An 18,590-nucleotide genomic window follows, 5' to 3' on the forward strand; every position below is an offset into this window, starting at 1 on the left:
CTGCTGCGGCTTCCCCGGCAAGTTCCCGGGTCGATGGTGCGTACAGCTTTGCCCGCCGGTCTCCCGGCGGGCAAGGGGTCCGAGCTGCGTACGGGCGTGTGCGCCGGCGCTACTTCTTCCGCTGCGCCGGGGCGCCCGCCGCCTGCGGGGCCTTGTAGCCGATGTCCTGGTAGTGCGGCACCCCGAGGCCGAAGGCGCCGACGTTCACGAGCTGCCTGCCGGTGGCGACGAGCTGGGGGCGCTGGAAGAGCGGAATCGATCCGGCGGCGGCCCAGATCCGGGCGTCCGCCTGGCGCACGAGGTCCCGGGCGGCCTTCTCGTCCAGCTCCGAGACCGCCCGGTCGAAGAGCTGGTCGATGTGGTCCGTGCCGACGCGGGTGTAGTTCTGCTCGACGAGCAGCGAGCCGTCGGACGCGGGCAGCGGCTTGGCGAAGATCGGCCGGTCGTCGGTGGCCGGATAGGCGGTGGCGGGCCATGAGTACAGCGCCATGTCGTAGTCGCCGGAGGCCACGTGGTCGCGGAAGTAGCTGTCGTCGGAGACCTTGGTGATCACGGTGCGGATGCCGATCGTGTCCAGCATCGCGGCGATCTTCTCGCCGACGCTGCGCAGTCCCGCCGAGCCGGGCCCGGACGGCAGGACGAAGCGCAGGCTCAGCGGCTTGCCGTTCTTGCCGAGCGGACCGCGCGCGGGGTCGGCCGCCCCGGCGGGCGCCGCGGTGCCCGCCGGGGCGTAGGCTCCGGCGGCGCCTCCGGGCTGCCGGTCCTGGGCCCGGATCGCGTCCCGGACGTCCTCCGAGTTGCCCGTGGCCCCGAGGTGCCCGGCCTGGCGCAGCAGCGCGGCGCTCTGCGCGGCGGCGTCGGGGGCCGGGGCGAGGGCCGGGGTGCCGCCGGGCTTGTCGTCGCCGCCGACGATGTAGAGGCCGTCGTCGGCGGGCTCGCCCGGGGCCGCGCGGTCCGCCTTGCCGTCGTCCGCGTCCTGGCCGGCGTTCCCCTTCTTCTCGTCGGCCTCCTTCTCGCGCCTTTCGCTCTCGCTGCCGGCCTTGGTGCCCTCGGACCGGCTCAGGGCGCCCTCGCGCGTCCAGCCCGCGTCGGCGAGCAGCGCCTGCGCCTGCTCGGTGTCCTGCTTGCCGAGCGCGTCGCTGCCGTCCCGGTACGCGGGCTGCCCGGCGACGGCGAGATGGCTGCCGAGCGGCTGCGCGGGCAGCCCGAGCGGCCCCAGCACGGTGTCGGCCAGCTCCTGGCGGTCCAGGGCGCGGGCCACCGCCCGGCGCACCCGGTCGTCGGCGAGCGGCCCGGTCTCGCCGTTCAGCGCGAGCTGGGTGTAGGCGGGCTCCAGGGACTTGCGGACCACGTAGGCGCGCAGCCCGCTCTGCTCGGCGGCGTACGCCTCGGCGGCCCTGGCCTTGTCGTCCCGCGCCTCCTGCTCCTCCTCGGCCGCCTCCTCGTCGGTGCCGTGCGCCACGGCCCAGGAGCGCAGGGCGTCCGCCGGGCTCTGCGCGGCGCCGGGGCCGTGGGCGGGCGGTGCGCCGGCCGCGCCCTCGCGGGCCGCCTGGGCGATGCGGTGGGCGGTGGTGGCGTCGATGTCGGCGACGTCGACGGTGCCCTCGGCCAGCGCGTCGGTGCGGTCGTCGGGCTTGACGGCCTTGAAGACCAGCGAGTCCAGCTTGGCCCGGCCGCCCCACCAGCGCGGGTCGCGGGTCAGTGTGACGGTCCCGGCCTTCTTGTCCACCTCGCGCAGCCGGAACGGCCCGGCGGTCGCCTTGAGGGTGGTGCGCGCGCCGTCGTTGAAGGCGTCCGGAGAGCCCGTCACCTGCTTCGGGTAGAGCGGCGAGAACAGCGAGCGCCAGTCCGCGTACGGCTTGGCGAAGGTGACCTTGACCTCCAGGTCGTCGTGGCCGCGCTCGATCTTCTCGATGCGCTCGTACCCGGCGTTGCGGGCGGTCCAGAACGCGGAGTCCTTGCCGCTCAGGGCCCGCCACTGGGCGACGAAGTCCGGGGCGCCGATGCCCCGGCCGTCGCTCCAGACGGCCTGCTGGTTGAGCCGGTAGACGACGACCTGACGGGGCTCCGTCTCGGTCACCTTCGCGGATTCGAGGTAGGCCGGATCGAGCTGCGGCCGGCCCTGGGCGTCGAGCGGGAAGAGGGTCGGCAGCAGGGCGCCGGTGATCCGGGTGGTGGCGCTGTCGGCGTCCGCCTGGAAGGCGTTGAAGGTGGCGGGCAGCGCGTCGATCGCCCAGGTCACCCTGCCCCCGTCGGCGACCTGGGCGCGGGCGGCGCGGGCCACGTCCTGCGGTACGGCGGCGACGGCCGCGGTGTCCTCGTCACCGGAGCTGCATCCGGCCAGTACGGGGAGGGTGAGGACGCCTGCGGTCAGGAGGGCGGGGATGCGCCTCTTTCGGGCCGTCCCGCGCGGGACGCCGACGTGGGACATGGCTGATACCTCCGGGGACGGTCCGGCCCGCACCGGGAATGGGCCTGATTGAGCGTTTTTGGTGGCATTTGCAGTTGATCACACTGGTTCCGCCCCTCCACTGAAAACGCCCTCGCGCGGGAACGCCGCGCCGACACGGCGGGTACGCCCCGGAGCCCACCCGTACGGCGGAGCGCCGCGGCCCGGGGGGGCCGCGGCGCTCCGTCCCTTACGGGTCCGGTCAGCCGAGGAGCTTGACGATCTCGTCGGTCGTGCCGGTCTCGCCGAGGCGCGGGAAGATCCGCCGCACGCTGTTGTCGTGGGCCTCGCCGTTCATGTCGGTCATCGCGTCCGTGGCGAGGGTGACGTGGTAGCCGTGCTCGTGCGCGGAGCGGGCGGTGGACTCGACACCGATGCTGGTCGCGATGCCGGCCACCACGACCTGGGTGACGCCCCGGCGGCGCAGCTGGAGGTCGAGGTCGGTGCCGTAGAAGGCGCCCCACTGCTGCTTGGTGACGACGATGTCGCCCTCCGCCGGGCCCATCTCGGGCACGATATCGGCCCAGTCGGCGGCCGGCTGCCCGGAGCGGGCCGGGCCCTCGGTGCGGCCGGGGGCGCCGCCGGTGACGCGGACGAGGACGACGGGCAGGCCCTTGGCCCGGAAGGCGTCGGCGAGGGTCGCGGCGCGCGCGACGACGTCGGCGGCGGGGTGGGCGGTGGGCAGTGCGGTGATGCCCTTCTGGAGGTCGACGACGATGAGCGCGGTGCGGGGGTCGAGGACGGTGGCGGTCATGGTGGTGCTCCTTGAGGTGGTGTGTGCGGGGTGGTGCTGAGGGGGTGGTGCTTGTGGGGGTGGTGCCTGAAGGGATGGTGCTTGTGGGACGTCAGGTGCGCCCGCGCAGGGCGCGGTCGGTGACGGTGAGGACGATGAGCAGGACGCCCAGGACGGCGGCGACGGCGGCCATCAGGTGCAGTCCCCGGTCGCCGGCCGACTGTCCGTAGGCCAGGGCGATGAGGCTGGAGGCGGTGATCGCCCCTATGTACTGGGCGGTGCGCTGGAGGCCGGCGGCCGAGCCGACGGAGGCGGGCGGCGCGTACGCCTGCACGGCCGCCTGGTTGCTGGTGCCGATCAGCCCCTGCGGTACGCCGAAGCAGGCGCCGGCGAGCAGCAGGAGGGCGACCGGTGCGTCGCCGGACAGCAGGAACAGCATTCCGGCTCCGGCGGTGAGCAGGACGCAGGCCAGCACGAGCGGGCCCCGGATGCCCTTCGTACGGGCGCCGAGCAGCGAGCACACCAGCGCGGCGAGGGACATCGGCAGCATCAGGAGTCCGGTGTGCCCGGACGAGTAGCCCCGGGCCTCCTCCAGCCACTGGGTGAATCCGTACATCACGCAGTAGATCAGCAGGTAGCTGATGCCGTGCCGGAGGTACGTGCGCGAGAGCGCGCCGTTGCCCGCGAGCATCCGGAGGTCGATGAAGGGGGCGGGGGCCCGCAGCTGCCACCACACGAGGGCGGCGCCCAGCGCGGCGAAGGGCGCGAGCAGCCACCACATCGGGTGCGCGAGGTCGAGCAGGAAGAAGACCAGGACGGTGAGCGCGGTCGCGAACAGGCCGATGCCGAGCGGGTCGAGCCCCAGCCGGGGCGCCGGGCCGCCGGCCGCGCGGGCGCGGGGCGGGTCGGCGGGAATCCAGAGCAGGGCCGCGCCGAGGGCGATCAGCGCCACGGGCACGTTGACGGCGAAGATCCCGCGCCAGCCGGCCGTCATGACGAGCAGTCCGCCGAGCGTGGGCCCGACCGCCGCGCTGCCGAGCGCGGCGAAGGAGAGCCGGGCCAGCACCGGACGCGGGGCCGCCCGGCCGATCCGGGCCGACTCGTCGCGCAGCACCGCCATCGCGGCCGGGTAGGCCGCCGACGTACCGATGCCGAGCAGCAGCCGCGACACGATCAGCTCGCCGAATCCCTGCGCGAAGGTGCCGACCAGGCCGGAGGCGACGACCACGACGAGGCCGGCGAGGAAGACCCGGCGCGGCCCCAGGACGTCGGCGAGCCGGCCCAGCACGGGCTGGGCGACGGCGCTGGCGAGGTAGAGGACGGAGATCAGCCAGGCGGTGTCGGCGGCGCCCACGGAGAAGTGGTGCCCGATCGCCACCAGCGCGGTGGAGATCATGGTGGTGTTCAGCGGGTTGAGCAGCGAGCCCAGCAGCAGCGGAGCGGTGAGCCGGGCGCTGAAGCCGGGGTCGGGCACCGTCCGGTCCGGGCGGGCCGCCGCGCGTACCGCCCCGGGGAGCACCTCGCGAGCGGTCACGAACCGACCAGGCGTTCGATGAGGGCCACGGCCTCGGCGACCGTCCGCCGCTCGTGCCCGTCCAGCTCGGCGGCGACGGCCTCGGCCAGCCAGTTCCGCTTGGCGGCCCGGACCCGGGCGAGCGTGGTGCGCCCGGCGTCGGTGACCGACATGACGGACTTCCGGCCGTCGGCCGGGTCCGGCGCCCGCTCGACCAGCCCCTGCGCCTCCAGCGCACCCAGGGTCAGCCGCATGGACTGCGGGCGCACGAACTCGGCGCGGGCCAGGTCCGCGGTGGTCGCGGCACCCCCGTCGTCCAGCCGGGCCAGCACCGAGCGCTGGGTCGGCGTCAGCAGCGACTCCGCCGACGAGGAACGCAGCCGTCGCAGCAGCCGGCCGACCACGGCGGCCAGCTGGTCCGCCACCTCGTCGGCCGTGGGCTCGGGGACCGTCCCGGATGAGTGCGTCATACATTCACCGTACGAGAACAACAGGCCACCTTGCAAGGCAACCTGTCATTCTCCGGCGGCCTCCCCGCCCCACCCCTCGCGAACACCTCGTGTCGCGGTCATCCAGAGCTGGACATAACCTCACAAACGTGACGCCGCCCGTGAGCCGACACCTGATACCGGGCCGGGCCCTGCTCGCCGTCCTCCTGACGGTGTGCTGGCTGGCCCTGGCCCCCGCGCCGGCCGCCCGCGCCGACGACCCGGTCACGCTGTCCCGCGACGGGCAGATCACCGACAAGGTGGGCGCCCTGGGCGACCGCCGCCCCGAGGTGGTCACGGCCCTCGACCGGCTCTACGCCGGACACCGCCTCCAGCTCTTCGTGGTGTACGTGCGCGACTTCTCCGGGAACTCCGCGCGGGACTGGGCCGACGCGACCGCAGACCGCAACGGCCTCGGCCGCGACGACGTCCTGCTCGCCGTCGCCACCCATGCCCGGCAGTACGCCTACTCCGCCGACCAGGACGCCCCCCTCTCCGACGCGCGGCTCCGGGACGTGGCGAACACCGCGATCGAGCCGGCGCTGAAGGAGAACGACTGGGCGGGCGCCGCGATCGGCGCCGCCGACGGCTACGCCGCCGTCCTGTCCGGCGAGCCCGTGCCCACCCCGGCGATCACCCCCGGCGCCGCCGACCCGGGCGCCGGCTCGGGCGGCACCAGCACCGGCGACCTGCTCCTGCCCGTCGTCCTGCTCTGCGCCGTGGCGGCCGTCGCCGCGTACGCCTTCCTGCGGCGCAAGCGGCGCGCCACCACCCGCACGACACCCGGCACGGCCGGCTGGGGCGGCGGCGGCCCGGCGCCCGCCCCGCTGCCGGAGCTCGACGCGAAGGCGAAGGAGACGCTGGTCGCCACCGACGACGCGGTCCGCACCAGCGAGGAGGAGCTGGGGTTCGCCACCGCCCAGTTCGGGGAAGAGGCCGCCGCGCCGTTCGCCGAGGCGGTGGCCTACGCCAAGGGCGAGCTGACCACCGCGTTCCGGCTGCGTCAGCAGCTGGACGACGCGTTCCCGGAGGACGACGCGACGCGCCGGCGGATGCTGGACGAGATCCTCAGCCGCTGCGCGGACGCCGACGGCCGCCTCGACGCGGTCTCCGAGGACTTCGACCGGCTGCGCGAGCTGGAGCGCGAGGCGCCGCAGGCCCTGGCCGCCGCCGGGACCGCGCTCGGGGAGCTGACCGGCCGGGTCCCGGCCGCCGAGGCCGCGCTCGCCTCGATGCGCGAGCGGTACGCGGACCAGGCATCGGCCCCCGTCGCCGGTGACGCCGAAGAGGCCGGGGACCGGCTCGCCTTCGCGACCTCGTCCCTCGACCGGGCCCGGCAGGCGGTGGACGGCGGCGACCACGCGGCGGCGGCCGTCTACGTCCGGGCCGCCGAGGGGGCGCTCGACCAGGCGGGCACCCTCGTCGACGGCGTGGAGCGGCGCGCCCGCGAGCTGGACGAGGCGGCGGACCGGCTGACCGCCGCGCTGACCGAGCTGGACACCGACCTGGCCGACGCGGGCGGGCTGCTCGACGGCACGGCGCGGGGGACGTCCACCGCCGACCTGCGCGGCCGGATCGCCCGCGCCCGTGCGGTGGCCGGCGATGTGCGCGCGGAGCGGGGCGGCCGGTACGACCCGATCGACGCGCTGCGCCGGGTGGAGGAGGCGGACCGGGCGCTGGACGAGGCGCTGGCCGGGGCCCGCGAGCGGGAACGGGGCGACACCCGGGCGCGCTCGCTGCTCGACGGGGCGCTGCTCACCGCGCGCTCCTCGGTCGCCGCCGCCGCGGACTTCGTCACGACGCACCGGGGCGCGGTCGGCAGCACCGCCCGGACCCGGCTCGCCGAGGCGCAGCGCCGGCTGGAGCGGGCCGCCGCGCTCGCGGACACCGGCGACGCGCAGGCCGCCCTGGCCGAGGCGAACCGCGCGGACGCGCTGGCCGGCGAGGCGCGGAGCCTGGCCGAGCAGGACGTACACGGGTACGGGTACGGGTACGGCGGCCCCGGCGGCCTGGCGGGCGGAGGCGGCGGAGGCATGGGCGGCGCGGTGCTGGGCGGGATTCTCCTCGGCGGCCTGATGGGCGGGGGCGGCGGGCGCGGCGGCTTCCGGGGCGGCTTCGGGGGCGGCGGCTTCGGCGGGGGCGGCGGGCCCGGCAGCTTCGGCGGCGGGGGCACACGGGGCCGCCGGGGCGGCGGCGGACGCTTCTGACGCGGAGGGCTTCCCGTACAGCCGTACGCGTAACCCCACGAGCAGCACAACCCCACAGGAGACCCCATGAGCAAGCAGACCATCCTCGGCCGTGTCACCCAGCTGGCGAAGGCCAACATCAACGCGCTGCTCGACCAGGCCGAGGACCCGCAGAAGATGCTGGACCAGCTGATCCGCGACTACACCGCCAACATCGCGGAGGCGGAGCAGGCCGTGGCCGCCACCATCGGCAATCTCCGCCTGATGGAGCAGGACCACCGGGAGGACGTCGAGGCGGCCCGCGAGTGGGGCGGCAAGGCGCTCGCCGCGAGCCGCAAGGCGGACGAGCTGCGGGCGGGCGGCTCGGGACCCGAGGCGGACAAGTTCGACAACCTGGCGAAGGTCGCGCTGGGCCGGCAGCTCCAGGCCGAGAAGGAGGCCGGGACCGCGGAGCCGGCCATCGCCGCGCAGACCGAGGTGGTCGACAAGCTCAAGGCGGGCCTGGACCGGATGAAGGCGAAGCTCTCGGAGCTGAAGGCCAAGCGGGACGAACTGGTGGCGCGCGCCAAGTCGGCGCAGGCGCAGAACCGGATGATGGACGCGGTGAAGAGCATCGACGTCCTGGACCCGACCAGCGAGCTGAGCCGGTTCGAGGACAAGGTGCGGCGCGAGGAGGCACGGGCCCTGGGCAAGCAGGAGCTGGCGGCCTCCTCGCTGGACGCGCAGTTCGAGGAGCTGGACGCGCTGGGCGACAGCGCCGAGGTGGAGGCCCGCCTCGCCGCGCTGAAGACCACGAAGTGACGTCCTAGAACATGCTGAGCAGTTCCTCCACCGAGCGCTCGGCGGGCGGGCGCCCGTCCGGCAGCGGCAGCTCGAACCAGACGGTCTTGCCGCGCGGAGTCCGCCTGGCCCCCCAGGCCGCGCTGAGCAGCCCCACCAGCTGCAGACCCCGGCCGCCCTCGTCCGTGTCCCGGGCGCGTCGGCGCCTCGGCTGGACGAGACCGGCGTCCCACACCTCGCAGACCAGGGTGCGGTCGCGCAGCAGGCGGAGCCGGATCTCGCCCTCGCCGTAGCGCAGGGCGTTGGTGACCAGCTCGCTGACCAGGAGCTCCGTGGTGTCCACCAGGTCGTCGAGGCCCCAGCTGGTGAGCTGGCCCCTGGCCAGTTCGCGGGCGCGGCCGACCGAGCGGGGCTCGCGGGGCAGCCGCCAGTCGCCGACGGCCTCGGTGGGCAGGCCCTGGATGCGGGCCATCAGGAGCGCGATGTCGTCCTCGCCGTGCCGGGTGTGCAGCGAGCCGAGGACCCGGTCGCAGACGTCCTCCAGCGGCTGGGCCGGTTCGGTCAGGGCCTTGCGGAGGGCGGCAAGGCCCTCGTCCAGCGGGTGGTCGCGGGACTCGACGAGGCCGTCGGTGTAGAGGGCGAGGAGCGCGCCCTCCTTCAGCTCGACCTCGACCTCCTCGAAGGGTTCGCCGCCGACGCCCAGCGGCATCCCGGGGGGTACGTCGAGGAGCAGCGCGGCCTCGCCCGGCTCGACCACGGCGGGCGGCAGATGGCCCGCGTTGGCGAAGGTGCAGCGCCGGGTGACCGGGTCGTAGACCGCGTAGACGCAGGTCGCCAGATACACCTCGGAGAGGTCGGCCTCCCGCGACTTGTGCGCGGCGCGGGCGGGCCACTGGGCGCCCCCGCCGCCGGCCGCGGAGGCGGCGCCGGGGGCGCCGAGCCCCCGGGCGATCTCGTCCAGCGCGGACAGCACCTCGGCGGGTTCCAGGTCGAGCAGGGCCAGCGTGCGCACGGCGGTGCGCAGTTCGCCCATGGCCACGGCGGCGCGCAGGCCGCGCCCCATCACGTCGCCGACGACGAGCGCGGTGCGGTGCCCGGGCAGCTCGATCACGTCGAACCAGTCGCCGCCGACCTCGTTGGCGGTGTTGCCCGGCAGGTAGCGGCAGGCGATGTCGAGCCCGGCGGCCTCCGGATCGCCGGGGGGCAGCAGGCTGCGCTGGAGGATCAGGGCGCGTTCGTGCTCGCGGCGGTAGAGGCGGGCGTTGTCGATACAGACGGCGGCGCGGGCGGCCAGCTCGGTCGCGAGGGCCCGGTCCCGGTCGTCGAACGGCTCGCTGCCCTTCGTACGGGAGAAGCGGACGAGGCCCACCACGTTGTCGTGGGCGACCATCGGCACGGCCAGCGTGGACTGCACGAAGCCCCGGTCGTCGCCGGGCACGTCCTTCACCCGGCCGGTGCGCAGCGCCGCGGCGCACGGCGAGCCGAAGGGGTAGCGGTGGACGGAGCCGAGGGCTGGGGGCGCGGACGCGTCGCCCGGTGGTCCGGAGTCGGAGGCGCCGGGGGCCGGGTGGGGCAGGGCGTCGGACACGGCGCTGGCGAAGGCGACGCGGCGCAGTTCGGCGGAGCCGCCGACCGCCTCCTGGCTGAACGGGCTCCAGCCGCCGGGCGCCGCCTCGTCCCCGGTGAGCAGGGCCTGGTAGAGGTCGACGGAGGCCAGGTCGCAGAAGACGGGGACGGCGACGTCGAGGAGTTCGCGGGCGGTGGTCTCCAGATCCAGGGAGTTGCCGATGCGGGCGCCGGCCTCGTTGAGCAGGGCGAGGTTGCGGCGGGCGCTGGCGGCCTCGCGGGCGGCGGTGTGACGCCGGGTCACGTCGGTGGCGAGTCCGGCGATGCCGATGGGGCGGCCCGATCCGCTGTGCACCCGGTAGAGGTTCATCGACCAGTGGCGGCGCTCGGTGTCACCGGGGGCCGTACCGACGAGCTGGAGGTCGGTGACGGAGTTGCCCGTCGCCAGGACGCGTTCGAGCGTGGCGGTCAGGCGGTCGGCCTCGGCGCCGGTGAGGTAGTCGCCGACGGTGCGGCCCCGGTGGTCGTCGGCCCGGCCGCCGAAGACGGTGGCGAAGCGCTCGTTGGCCCGGACGACGGTGAGGTCGGTGCCGAAGAGGACGAACCCGAAGGGAGATTGGCCGAAAATCGCCTGCGAGGCGGCGAGGTCCGTCTCGATGCGGCGCAGGGCGCGGACGTCCACGACGATGCAGACCGCCGCCCGTTCGCCGGTGGCCGTCTCGCTGGGCATCACATAGATCTCGGCGAGCCCGTGCGCCCCGCCCTCCCCGGGCATCCGGAACGGGACGAGGCCCGTCCACTCCTTGCCGTCGAGCACCTCGCCCACCCTGCGGTGGCCCTCACCGCGGACCTCGCCGGGCAGGAACGCCTCGACGGGGTCCTTGCCCACGGCCTCGTGGGCGGCCACGCCGAAGAGACCGGCGGCCCGGCGGCTCCACTGCTCGATCAGCCCATCGGGCCCGATCGAGAAGGAGGCGACTCTGATGTAGTCGTAGATCGAGCCAGGCGGACTGCTCTGCCACACGACGTCGCCCGCTGTCCCAGGTATCTCGCTCACGCGACCGTCCCCTCCAGCTCACACACCGGACCGGTCATGCCCGCAGTATTCAGCACTACGGCCCCGTCCGGCACGGCGTTCACGATCACAGCACGGTCTCAGTCCCTTTCAGCCAGGTTCGGCCCCGACCTCCGGTGATCGCTGTGCGTCCCACCTCACTCCTAACCAGGCAGAGCCAGCTCGAACCACACCGTCTTGCCGGTCTTTCCCCGCCGGGTCCCCCAGCGCCGGGCCGCGCAGGCCACGAGCTGCAGTCCCCGACCGCTCTCCGCGTCGGGCCCCGCCGTACGTTCGGTGGGCGGATCGGGGAGGGGATCGGAGACTTCGACGAGGAGGCCGGACCGGGCGGCGGAGCGGTCCCCGTCCGGCTGGGGGCGCAGCAGCCGCACCCCGATGGGGCCGGGGGTGTAGCGCATGGAGTTGGTGACCAGCTCACTGACCAGCAGCATCGCTTCGTCACCGACGACGGCGTCGAGGCCCCAGTCGCGCAGGGTGTCGTGGACGGCGTGCCGGGCGGTGCGCACGGCACCGGGCACAGCCGGAAAGCTCCACTCGGCGCGATCGCCTTCGGTATCGGTCACGCCGATCACTCCCAGAGCCGGCAACGGTGACGCCCTGTCTGTGCGGGACAAACACCACATACCCGATATTCAGGAGCGAATACCGTCGGCCTCGACACGCGGGGCGTACGGGTGTACGGCGGCGCGCACGTACGGGTGCCCGGGAAGCGGGGGCGCACACCCCCGCCCCCACGCGCCGCATCTTGATCCGCCCCCGCCCGCCGCCATCTTGATCCGCCCCCGCGCGCCGCGCCTTGACCCGCTCCCGCGCCGCGCCTTGTTCCGCTCCCGCGCCGCGCCTTGACCCGCCCGCGCCGCTCAGGCGAGGTCGCCCGAGGCCCTGAGGTCGTCGAAGAGCAGCTGGTCGACGGGCGGCACGCGGTCGCGGTCGGCGTACGAGAACCACGCCACGTCCTCGATCTCGCTGCTGGCCCTCAGCTCGCCGCTGAACCCGGCGGTGTAGCAGGCCATCCGGACCACCGTGCCGTCCGGGAGACCGGGCCCGCCGGCCTCGTACGTCCCCACGTGCACGACGGACTCCGCGTCGATGCGGACCGTCAGCTCCTCCTCGATCTCGCGCACCAGCGTGTCGAGGTCGCTCTCGGCACCCTCCCGCTTGCCGCCCGGGATGTAGAAGACGTCCTTTCCGCGCGGGCGCGCGCACAGGATGCGGCCGTCCTCGATCCGCACCCACGCCACCGTGTCGATCAGCCCCGGTGCGCCCCCGCCCTCCAGTTCGCCGATCGCCTCGGCCAGCCACTTCTTCTCCTCGGTGCCCGTGGCGCGGGCGATGCGCAGCATTCCCTGCCGGAAGAGCGTGGGCGCCTCCTCGGCCCGCATCGGCTCGCCGTCCCGGTAGAAGAAGCTCGCGGGGGCGTCGAGGAACGCCTGCCGCCGGCGCAGGACCGCCGCCTGCCCGGCGCGGTCGGGGAGGTGGTGCAGGAAGGCGAGCAGCGTGAAGAAGCGCTGCCCGTCGGTGATCTCGGCCTCCTTGGGGTGCCCGAGCCGGGCGTGCAGCTCCTCGCGTCCGGCCTCGGTGAGGGAGAGGACCCGGCGGGGTGCGGACCCGGTGCCGGGTTCGGTGCGCTGGTCGACCAGGCCCGCCTTCACGAGGCGGGAAATGGCCGGATAGAGCGCCCCGTCACTGACCGCGCGGATGTGGCCGCTGAGGGCCTGGATGCGGGCCTTCAGCTCGTATCCGTGCAGGGGCTCCTCGGAGAGGAATCCCAGAATCGACAGCTCCAGCACGCGCCGAGCTCCTTGTTTCGTCCGTCACCCTGCTTGCCCGTCCGGCGCGCTCATGCTATCTCTTTCCGCTGCACCTCGATTCGAGGTACAGCGGAAAGAGGGGGCGGTCATGGAGGCGGTGGAGCACCGGCGCACGCTGGTGGCACTCGCGGGCCCGGTCTACGTCGAGCTCCTCGCGGGGGTCGCGGCCGGGATCATCAACATGGTCTGGGTGGCCCGGCTGGGCGGGGCGGCGGTCGCCGCGGTCGCCGCCGCCACCAACGTGGAGAACCTGCTGCTCGGCGTCATCCTGGTCGCCGGCTCGGGTACGACCGTGCTCGTCGCGCGGGCCAGGGGCGCGGACGACCCGGCGGCGCTGCGCTCGGCGGTGCGGGGCGGCTGGGCGCTATGGGCCCTGGTCACGCCGGTGGCCGCCGTGGGCGGATACCTCTGCCGCGCCCCGCTGGCCCGGCTCGTTCTCGGGACCGGCGAGGGCGGCGCACCGGCCCTGGCCGCCGGCTACTTCGCGATCGCGCTGCCGGGCATCGCGGTGTTCTTCGCGTCCCACGTGGTCGACGGCATCCTGAAGGGCGCGGGCGACACCCGCACCCCGATGCGGCTCGCGCTCCTCGCGAACGGCCTGATCCTCGGTCTGGACCCGTTGCTCATCCTGGGGTTCGGGCTCGGGGTGCGCGGCGCGGCGGTCGCCACGGTGCTGGGCCGGGCCGCCGCGCTCACCTGCGGTCTCGTGGCGCTGCGCCGCAACGGCGTGCTGCGGTGGGCCGCCGCCGCCCCGGCCGGTGCGGGCGGCGTGCGCGGGAGCCTGGCCGCGGACGCGCGCGGGACCGCCGCCACGGGCCTGCCCATGTCGGCGGAGTTCACCGCGCGGATGGCGGGGGCGCTCGCGCTCGTCGCCGTCGTCGCCCGGATCGGGGTGGACGAGGTCGCCGCGTACGGGATCGCGACGAAGGCGATGTACGTCGCGACGATGGCCTTCTACGCGGTGCGCCAGGCCGCCGCCATCCGCACCGCCCATCTGCTCGGCGCCGGACGCGACGCTCGGCGGGCCATCGGGCGGCAGGCCGTGCTGGTGGCCGGGGCGCTCGGCCTCACCGCCGCGACGGCGCTCCTCGTGGCCGCCCCCTGGATCATGCGGGCCTTCGGCAGCGAGGGGGCGGTGGCCGGGGCCGGGGCGCTCTATCTGCGCTGCGTGGGACCGTATCTGCTGCTGCTCGCCTGCTTCATCGCGCTCGGCGGTGTCTTCGAGGGCAGCGGCGCGAGCCCGGCCCTCGCCCGCGTCACCGCCTGCGGGGTCGCCGCCCAACTCGCGCTCGCGTACGCCATGTCGGGGTGGGGGCTGCCGGGCATCTGCCTGGCCATGGGCCTCTCGACGGCCTCGCAGTGCGCCGCCGTCGCCGCCATGTACCGGCGCACGGCGCGTCCGGGAGCCCCCCGGACTCCCGCCCCGGCAGCCGACGGGCCCTCACCCCGGAACGATTCGGGGAGCGCACCGGCGCATTAGCCCGTGCGCCGGGCCCCTACGACTGGGCGGCCTGCCCGACGCGCTCCACCCAGTACAGCTGTTTGTGCCCCCGGTCCTGCAACTTGTCGGCCGTCCGCTGGGCCTCGCCCTGCGTGGCGTACCTGCCCACGCGGTAGCGGTTGCCGTTGTCGTCCTGCCGTATCACCAGCCAGGGAAGCACGGCACCGCTGTCACTCATCGTGTTTCTCCCGAGCATCGCGCCCCTCCCCTGAACGATGTGCACGCTTCTAAGAAACTCCAGGAAACCCCGGTACGCATATGCCTGACCCTACGCCTGACCTTCACGCAACGGATACGTCTTTACACAAAGAGGCACGGATCCGGCCAGGAACGGACCAACGCCCCGGGGGCGCATTCTCGCGAATGCGCCCCCGGGGCGTTGCGGCGGGAGTGAGAGCGGGACATGACAATCAGGAAGCGGCGGGCCCGCCCCCGGTCACCTCACGGGGAGCCGGTACCCCACCCGGTAGCGGTCGGCCGGCACCACCACGTCGGCGGTTTCGACGGGCCGCCCCGAGGCGTAGAAGGTCCGCTCGACCACCATCACCACATGTCCGGGGACCCCGCCCAGCGCCAGGAGCTCCTCCGCGAGCCCCGGGCGCGCGCCCACCCGCTCGGCCACGTTGTCCACGATCACGTCGATGGCGGCCATCCGCTCGACGACCCCGCAGCCGCCCAGCGGGCCCTCCTCCGGCAGCATCACCGGCGTGCGCCCCGTGATGGCCAGGGGCTCCCAGGAGGTGGAGAGCATCACCGGCTCGCCCGCCTCCCGGAACACGTAATGCGTACGCATGACGCGGTCGTCCGGTTCGATCCCGAGGCGGGCGGCGATCTCGGCGCTCGCGCCCTCCTGCTCGCTGCGCGACTCCCAGGTCCCGCGCACCCCGTCCGCCGCCTGCTCCTGGCGGAACGGGCCCGCCCCCGCCTCGGGCCGGAAGCCGGAGCGCTCGACCATGCGGGGCACCGGCCGCTCGCGGACGTACGTCCCCGAACCGGAACGCCCCTCGACCAGGCCCTCAGCCATCAGGACTTTGCGCGCCTCCAGCGCGACGGTGTCCGAGACCCCGTACTCCTCGCGGATGCGCGCCTGCGACGGCAGGCGCGTATGCGGCGGCAGCGAACCGTTGACGATCTTCTCTCTCAGATCGCTCGCCACGCGCAGATAGGCGGGCTGCTCACCGAAAGCCACAGGCCACTCCCCAAGAGGTTGACGGACTGCGACAGCGTCGCAACCGTGGGTTCCGAATCGCAAGCGCAGGCCACAGTTTCACTCGAAGTGATGACATTCGGCGGGCCCGCGCATGGCTCGCGGCACCTCGGCCAGAACCCCTTTAAACCGCCTTTGCCAAACCCTTGACCATGTTTGGTCCAGACCAATAACTTCTGGCCTCATGCGTCGAAGAACCCTGTCTTCACTCGCCATCGCCGCCTGCGCTCTCACGCTCGCGGCCTCCCTCTCCCCCGCCGCCAACGCCTCCTCCGGGCACGGCAGTCACGGCGGCGACCGCAACCACCATGGCCCGTCCGCCGACTACAAGCGCGTCGGCTACTTCACCCAGTGGGGTGTCTACGGGCGCGACTTCCAGGTCAACGACCTGGAGACGAGCGGCACCGCGGCCAAACTCACCCACGTCAACTACTCGTTCGGCAACATCAGCGCGGACGGCAAGTGCTTCACCGGCAATGTGCCCGGCGAGGCCGACGCCTGGGCGGACTACGTCCGTCCGCTCGACGCGGCCAACTCCGTGGACGGGGTCGCCGACACCGACGACCAGAGGCTCGCGGGCAACTTCAACCAGCTGCGGGAGCTCAAGGCGAAGCACCCCGGCCTCAAGGTGATGATCTCGCTCGGCGGCTGGAGCTGGTCGACCCACTTCTCCGACGCGGCCCGCACCGCGGCGTCGCGCAAGGCGCTCGTCTCCTCCTGCATCGACCTGTACATCAAGGGCGACCTGCCGGTGGACGGGACACGCGGCGGTAAGGGCGCGGCGGCCGGGCTCTTCGACGGCATCGACATCGACTGGGAATGGCCGGGATCCGCCGGTGACACCGACACGGTGTACCGCCCGGAGGACAAGCGGAACTTCACCGCCCTGGTCCACGAGTTCCGCACCCAGCTCGACGCGTACGCGAAGAAGGCCGCCAAGGAACGCAAGGGCCGGCACCACGGCGCGAAGCCGAAGCACTACGAGCTCTCGGCGTTCGTCCCGGCGTCCCCCGAGAAGATCGACGCGGGCTTCGACGTGCCCCGCATCATGCGGGACTTCGACTTCGTGAACCTCCAGGGCTACGACTTCCACGTCTCCGGCGAGGCGAAGACGGCCCAGCAGTCCGCCTTGTACGCGAAGGGCGACTACAGCGTCGACCGGACCGTGCGGGACTGGCTGAAGCGGGGCGCGCCGGCGCGCAAGCTGGTGGTCGGCATGCCCTTCTACGGCCAGGGCTGGACGGGCGTCACCGGCGGCGGCGACGGCCTCGGACAGCCGGCGGCGGGCCCCGCCCCGGCGACCTGGGCGGCCGGTTACGAGGACTACAAGGCCCTGCGGAAACTGGCCGAATCCGGTACGTACAAGGTGCACCGCAACGTCCGCGACGGCAGCGCCTGGCTGTTCGACGGCACCACGCTGTGGACGTACGACGACCCCCAGGTGCTGCGCACCAAGACCGCTTACATCCGCGACCACCGGCTCGGCGGCGCGATGTTCTGGTCGCTGGACGGTGACACGGAGGACGGCGAGCTGATCACGGCCGTCGACCGCGGGCTCACCTCCCGCCGGTAGGAACACCTCATGAGGGGCGGCTGCCGGTGCGCGGCCGCCCCTCGGCCGTGCGTACGGTCACCAGTCGACGGTCTCCGTCCAGATGGACTGGATGTAGCCCGAGCCCCACGGGTTGGTGGCGACGGACGCCTGGCCGACCGGGGCCCAGTCGCCGAGGACGATCCGCTGCGGAAGGCGCGGGTCCAGGGCGTTGAGCACCGCGTGGACGCGGTGGTGGCCGGTGCCGCCCGTGCACAGGCTGGACATCGTGCTGCCGGCACCGCCTCCGTAGGAGACCGTGCAGCCGGTAGGTGCCGCCTGGGCGGAGGGGGCCGTCGTCAGCAGCGCGCCGACTGCGGTCATGGCGACGGCCGCGCCGCCCATCACACTGCGCTTCCCGAACATGAGACTCCTTGGGTCCGGTGGAGGGGTCCAGTGATGAGGATTCCGCCGAACGCTGCCCAGATTTGGTCCAGTCCAATCCCGGCGACGGGGCGCGGGTCCGGGTCCGGGCCACACGGGGTACGGGCGGAGCGCGACCGGACCGAGGGAGCGGCGCTCACCCGTACCCCTCGCACACCGGGCGCGAAGTGCCGGGCGGGGCCGCGCGGATCGCGATGACCCGACCGCAGACATGACACGCCGCCAAGATCCTTGTGTACAAGCCCTATTGACGACCACCCACCCTTGAGTATGGTCTAGACCTAAGGTGAGCCGCGGTCGCCCTGGGCGGCCGGCGGCGCGCGTGGGGCTGCGGGCGGCGCCCCCTCGCCACCGGCCGTACCCCTGCCCCCACCGTGCCGGCACCCCCCTCACGAGGCCGCTGCCCGGTGCGGGCGTGTCCGACCGCTGCCGTCACCCCGCGGCAGTCCCCAGCGAAGGAGTTGGCATGAACGCGAAGCGAAAACTGGCCCTCGTGCTCGGTGCGGGAGTCGCCCCCCTGCTCGCGGTGGTCCTGCCGGCCACCACGGCCAGTGCGCACGGCTACGTGTCCTCGCCGCCGAGCCGCCAGGCGCAGTGCGCCTCCGGCGTGGTCGACTGCGGCCAGATCAAGTACGAGCCGCAGAGCGTCGAGGGCCCCAAGGGCCTGAAGAGCTGCAGCGGAGGCAACGCGCAGTTCGCCGAGCTGGACAACGACAGCAAGGGCTGGAAGGCCACCCCGGTCGGCAGCTCCGCGGACTTCTCCTGGACGCTGACGGCCCGGCACGCGACGAGCACCTGGCAGTACTACATCGGCGGCTCGAAGATCGCGGAGTTCAACGACAACGGCGCCCAGCCCGGCGCCACCAAGACCCACCACGTGAACCTCAGCGGCTACAGCGGCCGCCAGAAGGTGCTGGCCGTCTGGAACATCGCGGACACCGCCAACGCGTTCTACGCCTGCATCGACCTCCAGATCGGCGGGGGCGGCACCCCCGGTGACGGCGGCGGTGACGGCGGGGACCCGGGCGACTGCACCGCCTCGGCGTGGGAGGCCGGCCGCGTCTACAACGGCGGTGACACGGTCTCGTACAACGGGCACACCTGGCGCGCCAAGTGGTGGGTCCAGGGCGACCAGCCCGGCACGACGGGCGAGTGGGGCGTCTGGGAGGACCTCGGCACCTGCTGACCCACACCTCTCCGCGGGGCCGGGGCCCCGCGGAGAGGTCGGTGCGGAACCTGCCGGGGCGGCTGGCACCGGGACCTTGCCGCCCCGGACCTCATGACAGCGAGGCGCTCGCCACCTGGT

The 18,590-nt window shown here is 74.0% G+C and carries 15 protein-coding genes and 1 pseudogene; 5 read left to right on the forward strand and 11 right to left on the reverse strand.

Annotated features, from left to right (window positions below):
* Positions 1-109: 109 nt before the first annotated feature.
* The 4 genes from FKN01_RS09385 to FKN01_RS09400 form a co-directional block, all read right to left on the reverse strand.
* Positions 110-2,431 (reverse strand): ABC transporter family substrate-binding protein, encoded by a 2,322-nt coding sequence (locus tag FKN01_RS09385; RefSeq protein ID WP_143618467.1) that lies wholly within the window; start codon positions 2,429-2,431, stop codon positions 110-112.
* A gap of 220 nt (positions 2,432-2,651) precedes the next feature.
* Positions 2,652-3,203, reverse strand: coding sequence for an isochorismatase family protein (locus tag FKN01_RS09390; protein WP_143618469.1), 552 nt, complete (start codon positions 3,201-3,203; stop codon positions 2,652-2,654).
* A gap of 91 nt (positions 3,204-3,294) precedes the next feature.
* Entirely contained in the window at positions 3,295-4,701 is a 1,407-nt protein-coding gene (locus FKN01_RS09395; protein ID WP_143618779.1) for an MFS transporter, read from the reverse strand.
* Between the two features lie 11 nt (positions 4,702-4,712).
* Complete coding sequence (locus FKN01_RS09400) at positions 4,713-5,165, reverse strand: MarR family winged helix-turn-helix transcriptional regulator (RefSeq protein ID WP_143618471.1); 453 nt, start codon at positions 5,163-5,165, stop codon at positions 4,713-4,715.
* Positions 5,166-5,293: 128 nt separating this feature from the next.
* Here FKN01_RS09400 and FKN01_RS09405 point away from each other — a divergent pair, with 128 nt between their 5' ends.
* Together FKN01_RS09405 and FKN01_RS09410 are read left to right on the forward strand one after the other, a co-directional pair.
* Positions 5,294-7,390: a TPM domain-containing protein gene (locus FKN01_RS09405; protein ID WP_260696831.1), complete on the forward strand. Its 2,097-nt coding sequence runs from the start codon at positions 5,294-5,296 to the stop codon at positions 7,388-7,390.
* 66 nt (positions 7,391-7,456) lie between these two features.
* Positions 7,457-8,170, forward strand: a complete 714-nt coding sequence (locus tag FKN01_RS09410) for a PspA/IM30 family protein (RefSeq protein ID WP_143618473.1) — start codon at positions 7,457-7,459, stop codon at positions 8,168-8,170.
* A 4-nt stretch (positions 8,171-8,174) separates the two neighbouring features.
* On the opposite strand, the gene FKN01_RS09415 is transcribed toward FKN01_RS09410, so the two are convergent.
* The 4 genes and pseudogenes from FKN01_RS09415 to FKN01_RS33535 all read right to left on the reverse strand — a co-directional run.
* Complete coding sequence (locus FKN01_RS09415; RefSeq protein WP_143618783.1) at positions 8,175-10,739, reverse strand: SpoIIE family protein phosphatase; 2,565 nt, start codon at positions 10,737-10,739, stop codon at positions 8,175-8,177.
* Positions 10,740-10,933: 194 nt separating this feature from the next.
* Positions 10,934-11,362, reverse strand: a complete 429-nt coding sequence (locus tag FKN01_RS09420) for an ATP-binding protein (protein ID WP_143618785.1) — start codon at positions 11,360-11,362, stop codon at positions 10,934-10,936.
* A 288-nt stretch (positions 11,363-11,650) separates the two neighbouring features.
* The gene (locus FKN01_RS33070) at positions 11,651-12,043 is read right to left on the reverse strand and encodes an NUDIX domain-containing protein (RefSeq protein WP_260696840.1); all 393 of its coding nucleotides are present in this window, start codon (positions 12,041-12,043) and stop codon (positions 11,651-11,653) included.
* A gap of 15 nt (positions 12,044-12,058) precedes the next feature.
* A pseudogene (locus FKN01_RS33535) lies at positions 12,059-12,580 on the reverse strand (PadR family transcriptional regulator); the annotation flags it as partial.
* Positions 12,581-12,689: 109 nt separating this feature from the next.
* On the opposite strand from FKN01_RS33535, the gene FKN01_RS09430 reads away from it, so the two are divergent.
* Positions 12,690-14,081, forward strand: a complete 1,392-nt coding sequence (locus FKN01_RS09430) for an MATE family efflux transporter (protein WP_143618477.1) — start codon at positions 12,690-12,692, stop codon at positions 14,079-14,081.
* Positions 14,082-14,097: 16 nt separating this feature from the next.
* Here the strand turns inward: FKN01_RS09430 and FKN01_RS09435 are convergent, their stop codons facing one another.
* Together FKN01_RS09435 and FKN01_RS09440 are read right to left on the reverse strand one after the other, a co-directional pair.
* Positions 14,098-14,298 carry an SPOR domain-containing protein gene (locus tag FKN01_RS09435; RefSeq protein ID WP_143618479.1) on the reverse strand — a complete coding sequence of 67 codons (201 nt, stop codon included), beginning with the start codon at positions 14,296-14,298 and terminating at the stop codon, positions 14,098-14,100.
* A 240-nt stretch (positions 14,299-14,538) separates the two neighbouring features.
* Positions 14,539-15,291 carry a GntR family transcriptional regulator gene (locus FKN01_RS09440; protein WP_143618481.1) on the reverse strand — a complete coding sequence of 251 codons (753 nt, stop codon included), beginning with the start codon at positions 15,289-15,291 and terminating at the stop codon, positions 14,539-14,541.
* A 202-nt stretch (positions 15,292-15,493) separates the two neighbouring features.
* Here FKN01_RS09440 and FKN01_RS09445 point away from each other — a divergent pair, with 202 nt between their 5' ends.
* Entirely contained in the window at positions 15,494-16,882 is a 1,389-nt protein-coding gene (locus FKN01_RS09445; protein ID WP_143618484.1) for a glycoside hydrolase family 18 protein, read from the forward strand.
* Between the two features lie 57 nt (positions 16,883-16,939).
* Here FKN01_RS09445 and FKN01_RS09450 read toward each other — a convergent pair whose 3' ends face one another.
* Positions 16,940-17,266 (reverse strand): hypothetical protein, encoded by a 327-nt coding sequence (locus FKN01_RS09450; RefSeq protein WP_143618486.1) that lies wholly within the window; start codon positions 17,264-17,266, stop codon positions 16,940-16,942.
* Between the two features lie 484 nt (positions 17,267-17,750).
* Between FKN01_RS09450 and FKN01_RS09455 the strand changes: the two genes are divergently transcribed.
* Complete coding sequence (locus tag FKN01_RS09455) at positions 17,751-18,470, forward strand: lytic polysaccharide monooxygenase (protein ID WP_143618488.1); 720 nt, start codon at positions 17,751-17,753, stop codon at positions 18,468-18,470.
* The last annotated feature ends 120 nt before the right edge of the window (positions 18,471-18,590 follow it).

Origin of the sequence: Streptomyces sp. 130 (assembly GCF_007096885.1) — a bacterium.
Lineage (GTDB): Bacteria > Actinomycetota > Actinomycetes > Streptomycetales > Streptomycetaceae > Streptomyces.

Excerpts from the sequence above, each read along its gene's own strand:
- FKN01_RS09385 (WP_143618467.1), bottom strand. The coding sequence starts at position 2,431 with ATGTCCCACGTCGGCGTCCCGCGCGGGACGGCCCGAAAGAGGCGCATC.
- FKN01_RS09390 (WP_143618469.1), bottom strand. The coding sequence starts at position 3,203 with ATGACCGCCACCGTCCTCGACCCCCGCACCGCGCTCATCGTCGTCGAC.
- FKN01_RS09400 (WP_143618471.1), bottom strand. The coding sequence starts at position 5,165 with ATGACGCACTCATCCGGGACGGTCCCCGAGCCCACGGCCGACGAGGTG.
- FKN01_RS09410 (WP_143618473.1), top strand. The coding sequence starts at position 7,457 with ATGAGCAAGCAGACCATCCTCGGCCGTGTCACCCAGCTGGCGAAGGCC.
- FKN01_RS09430 (WP_143618477.1), top strand. The coding sequence starts at position 12,690 with ATGGAGGCGGTGGAGCACCGGCGCACGCTGGTGGCACTCGCGGGCCCG.
- FKN01_RS09435 (WP_143618479.1), bottom strand. The coding sequence starts at position 14,298 with ATGCTCGGGAGAAACACGATGAGTGACAGCGGTGCCGTGCTTCCCTGG.
- FKN01_RS09445 (WP_143618484.1), top strand. The coding sequence starts at position 15,494 with ATGCGTCGAAGAACCCTGTCTTCACTCGCCATCGCCGCCTGCGCTCTC.
- FKN01_RS09450 (WP_143618486.1), bottom strand. The coding sequence starts at position 17,266 with ATGTTCGGGAAGCGCAGTGTGATGGGCGGCGCGGCCGTCGCCATGACC.
- FKN01_RS09455 (WP_143618488.1), top strand. The coding sequence starts at position 17,751 with ATGAACGCGAAGCGAAAACTGGCCCTCGTGCTCGGTGCGGGAGTCGCC.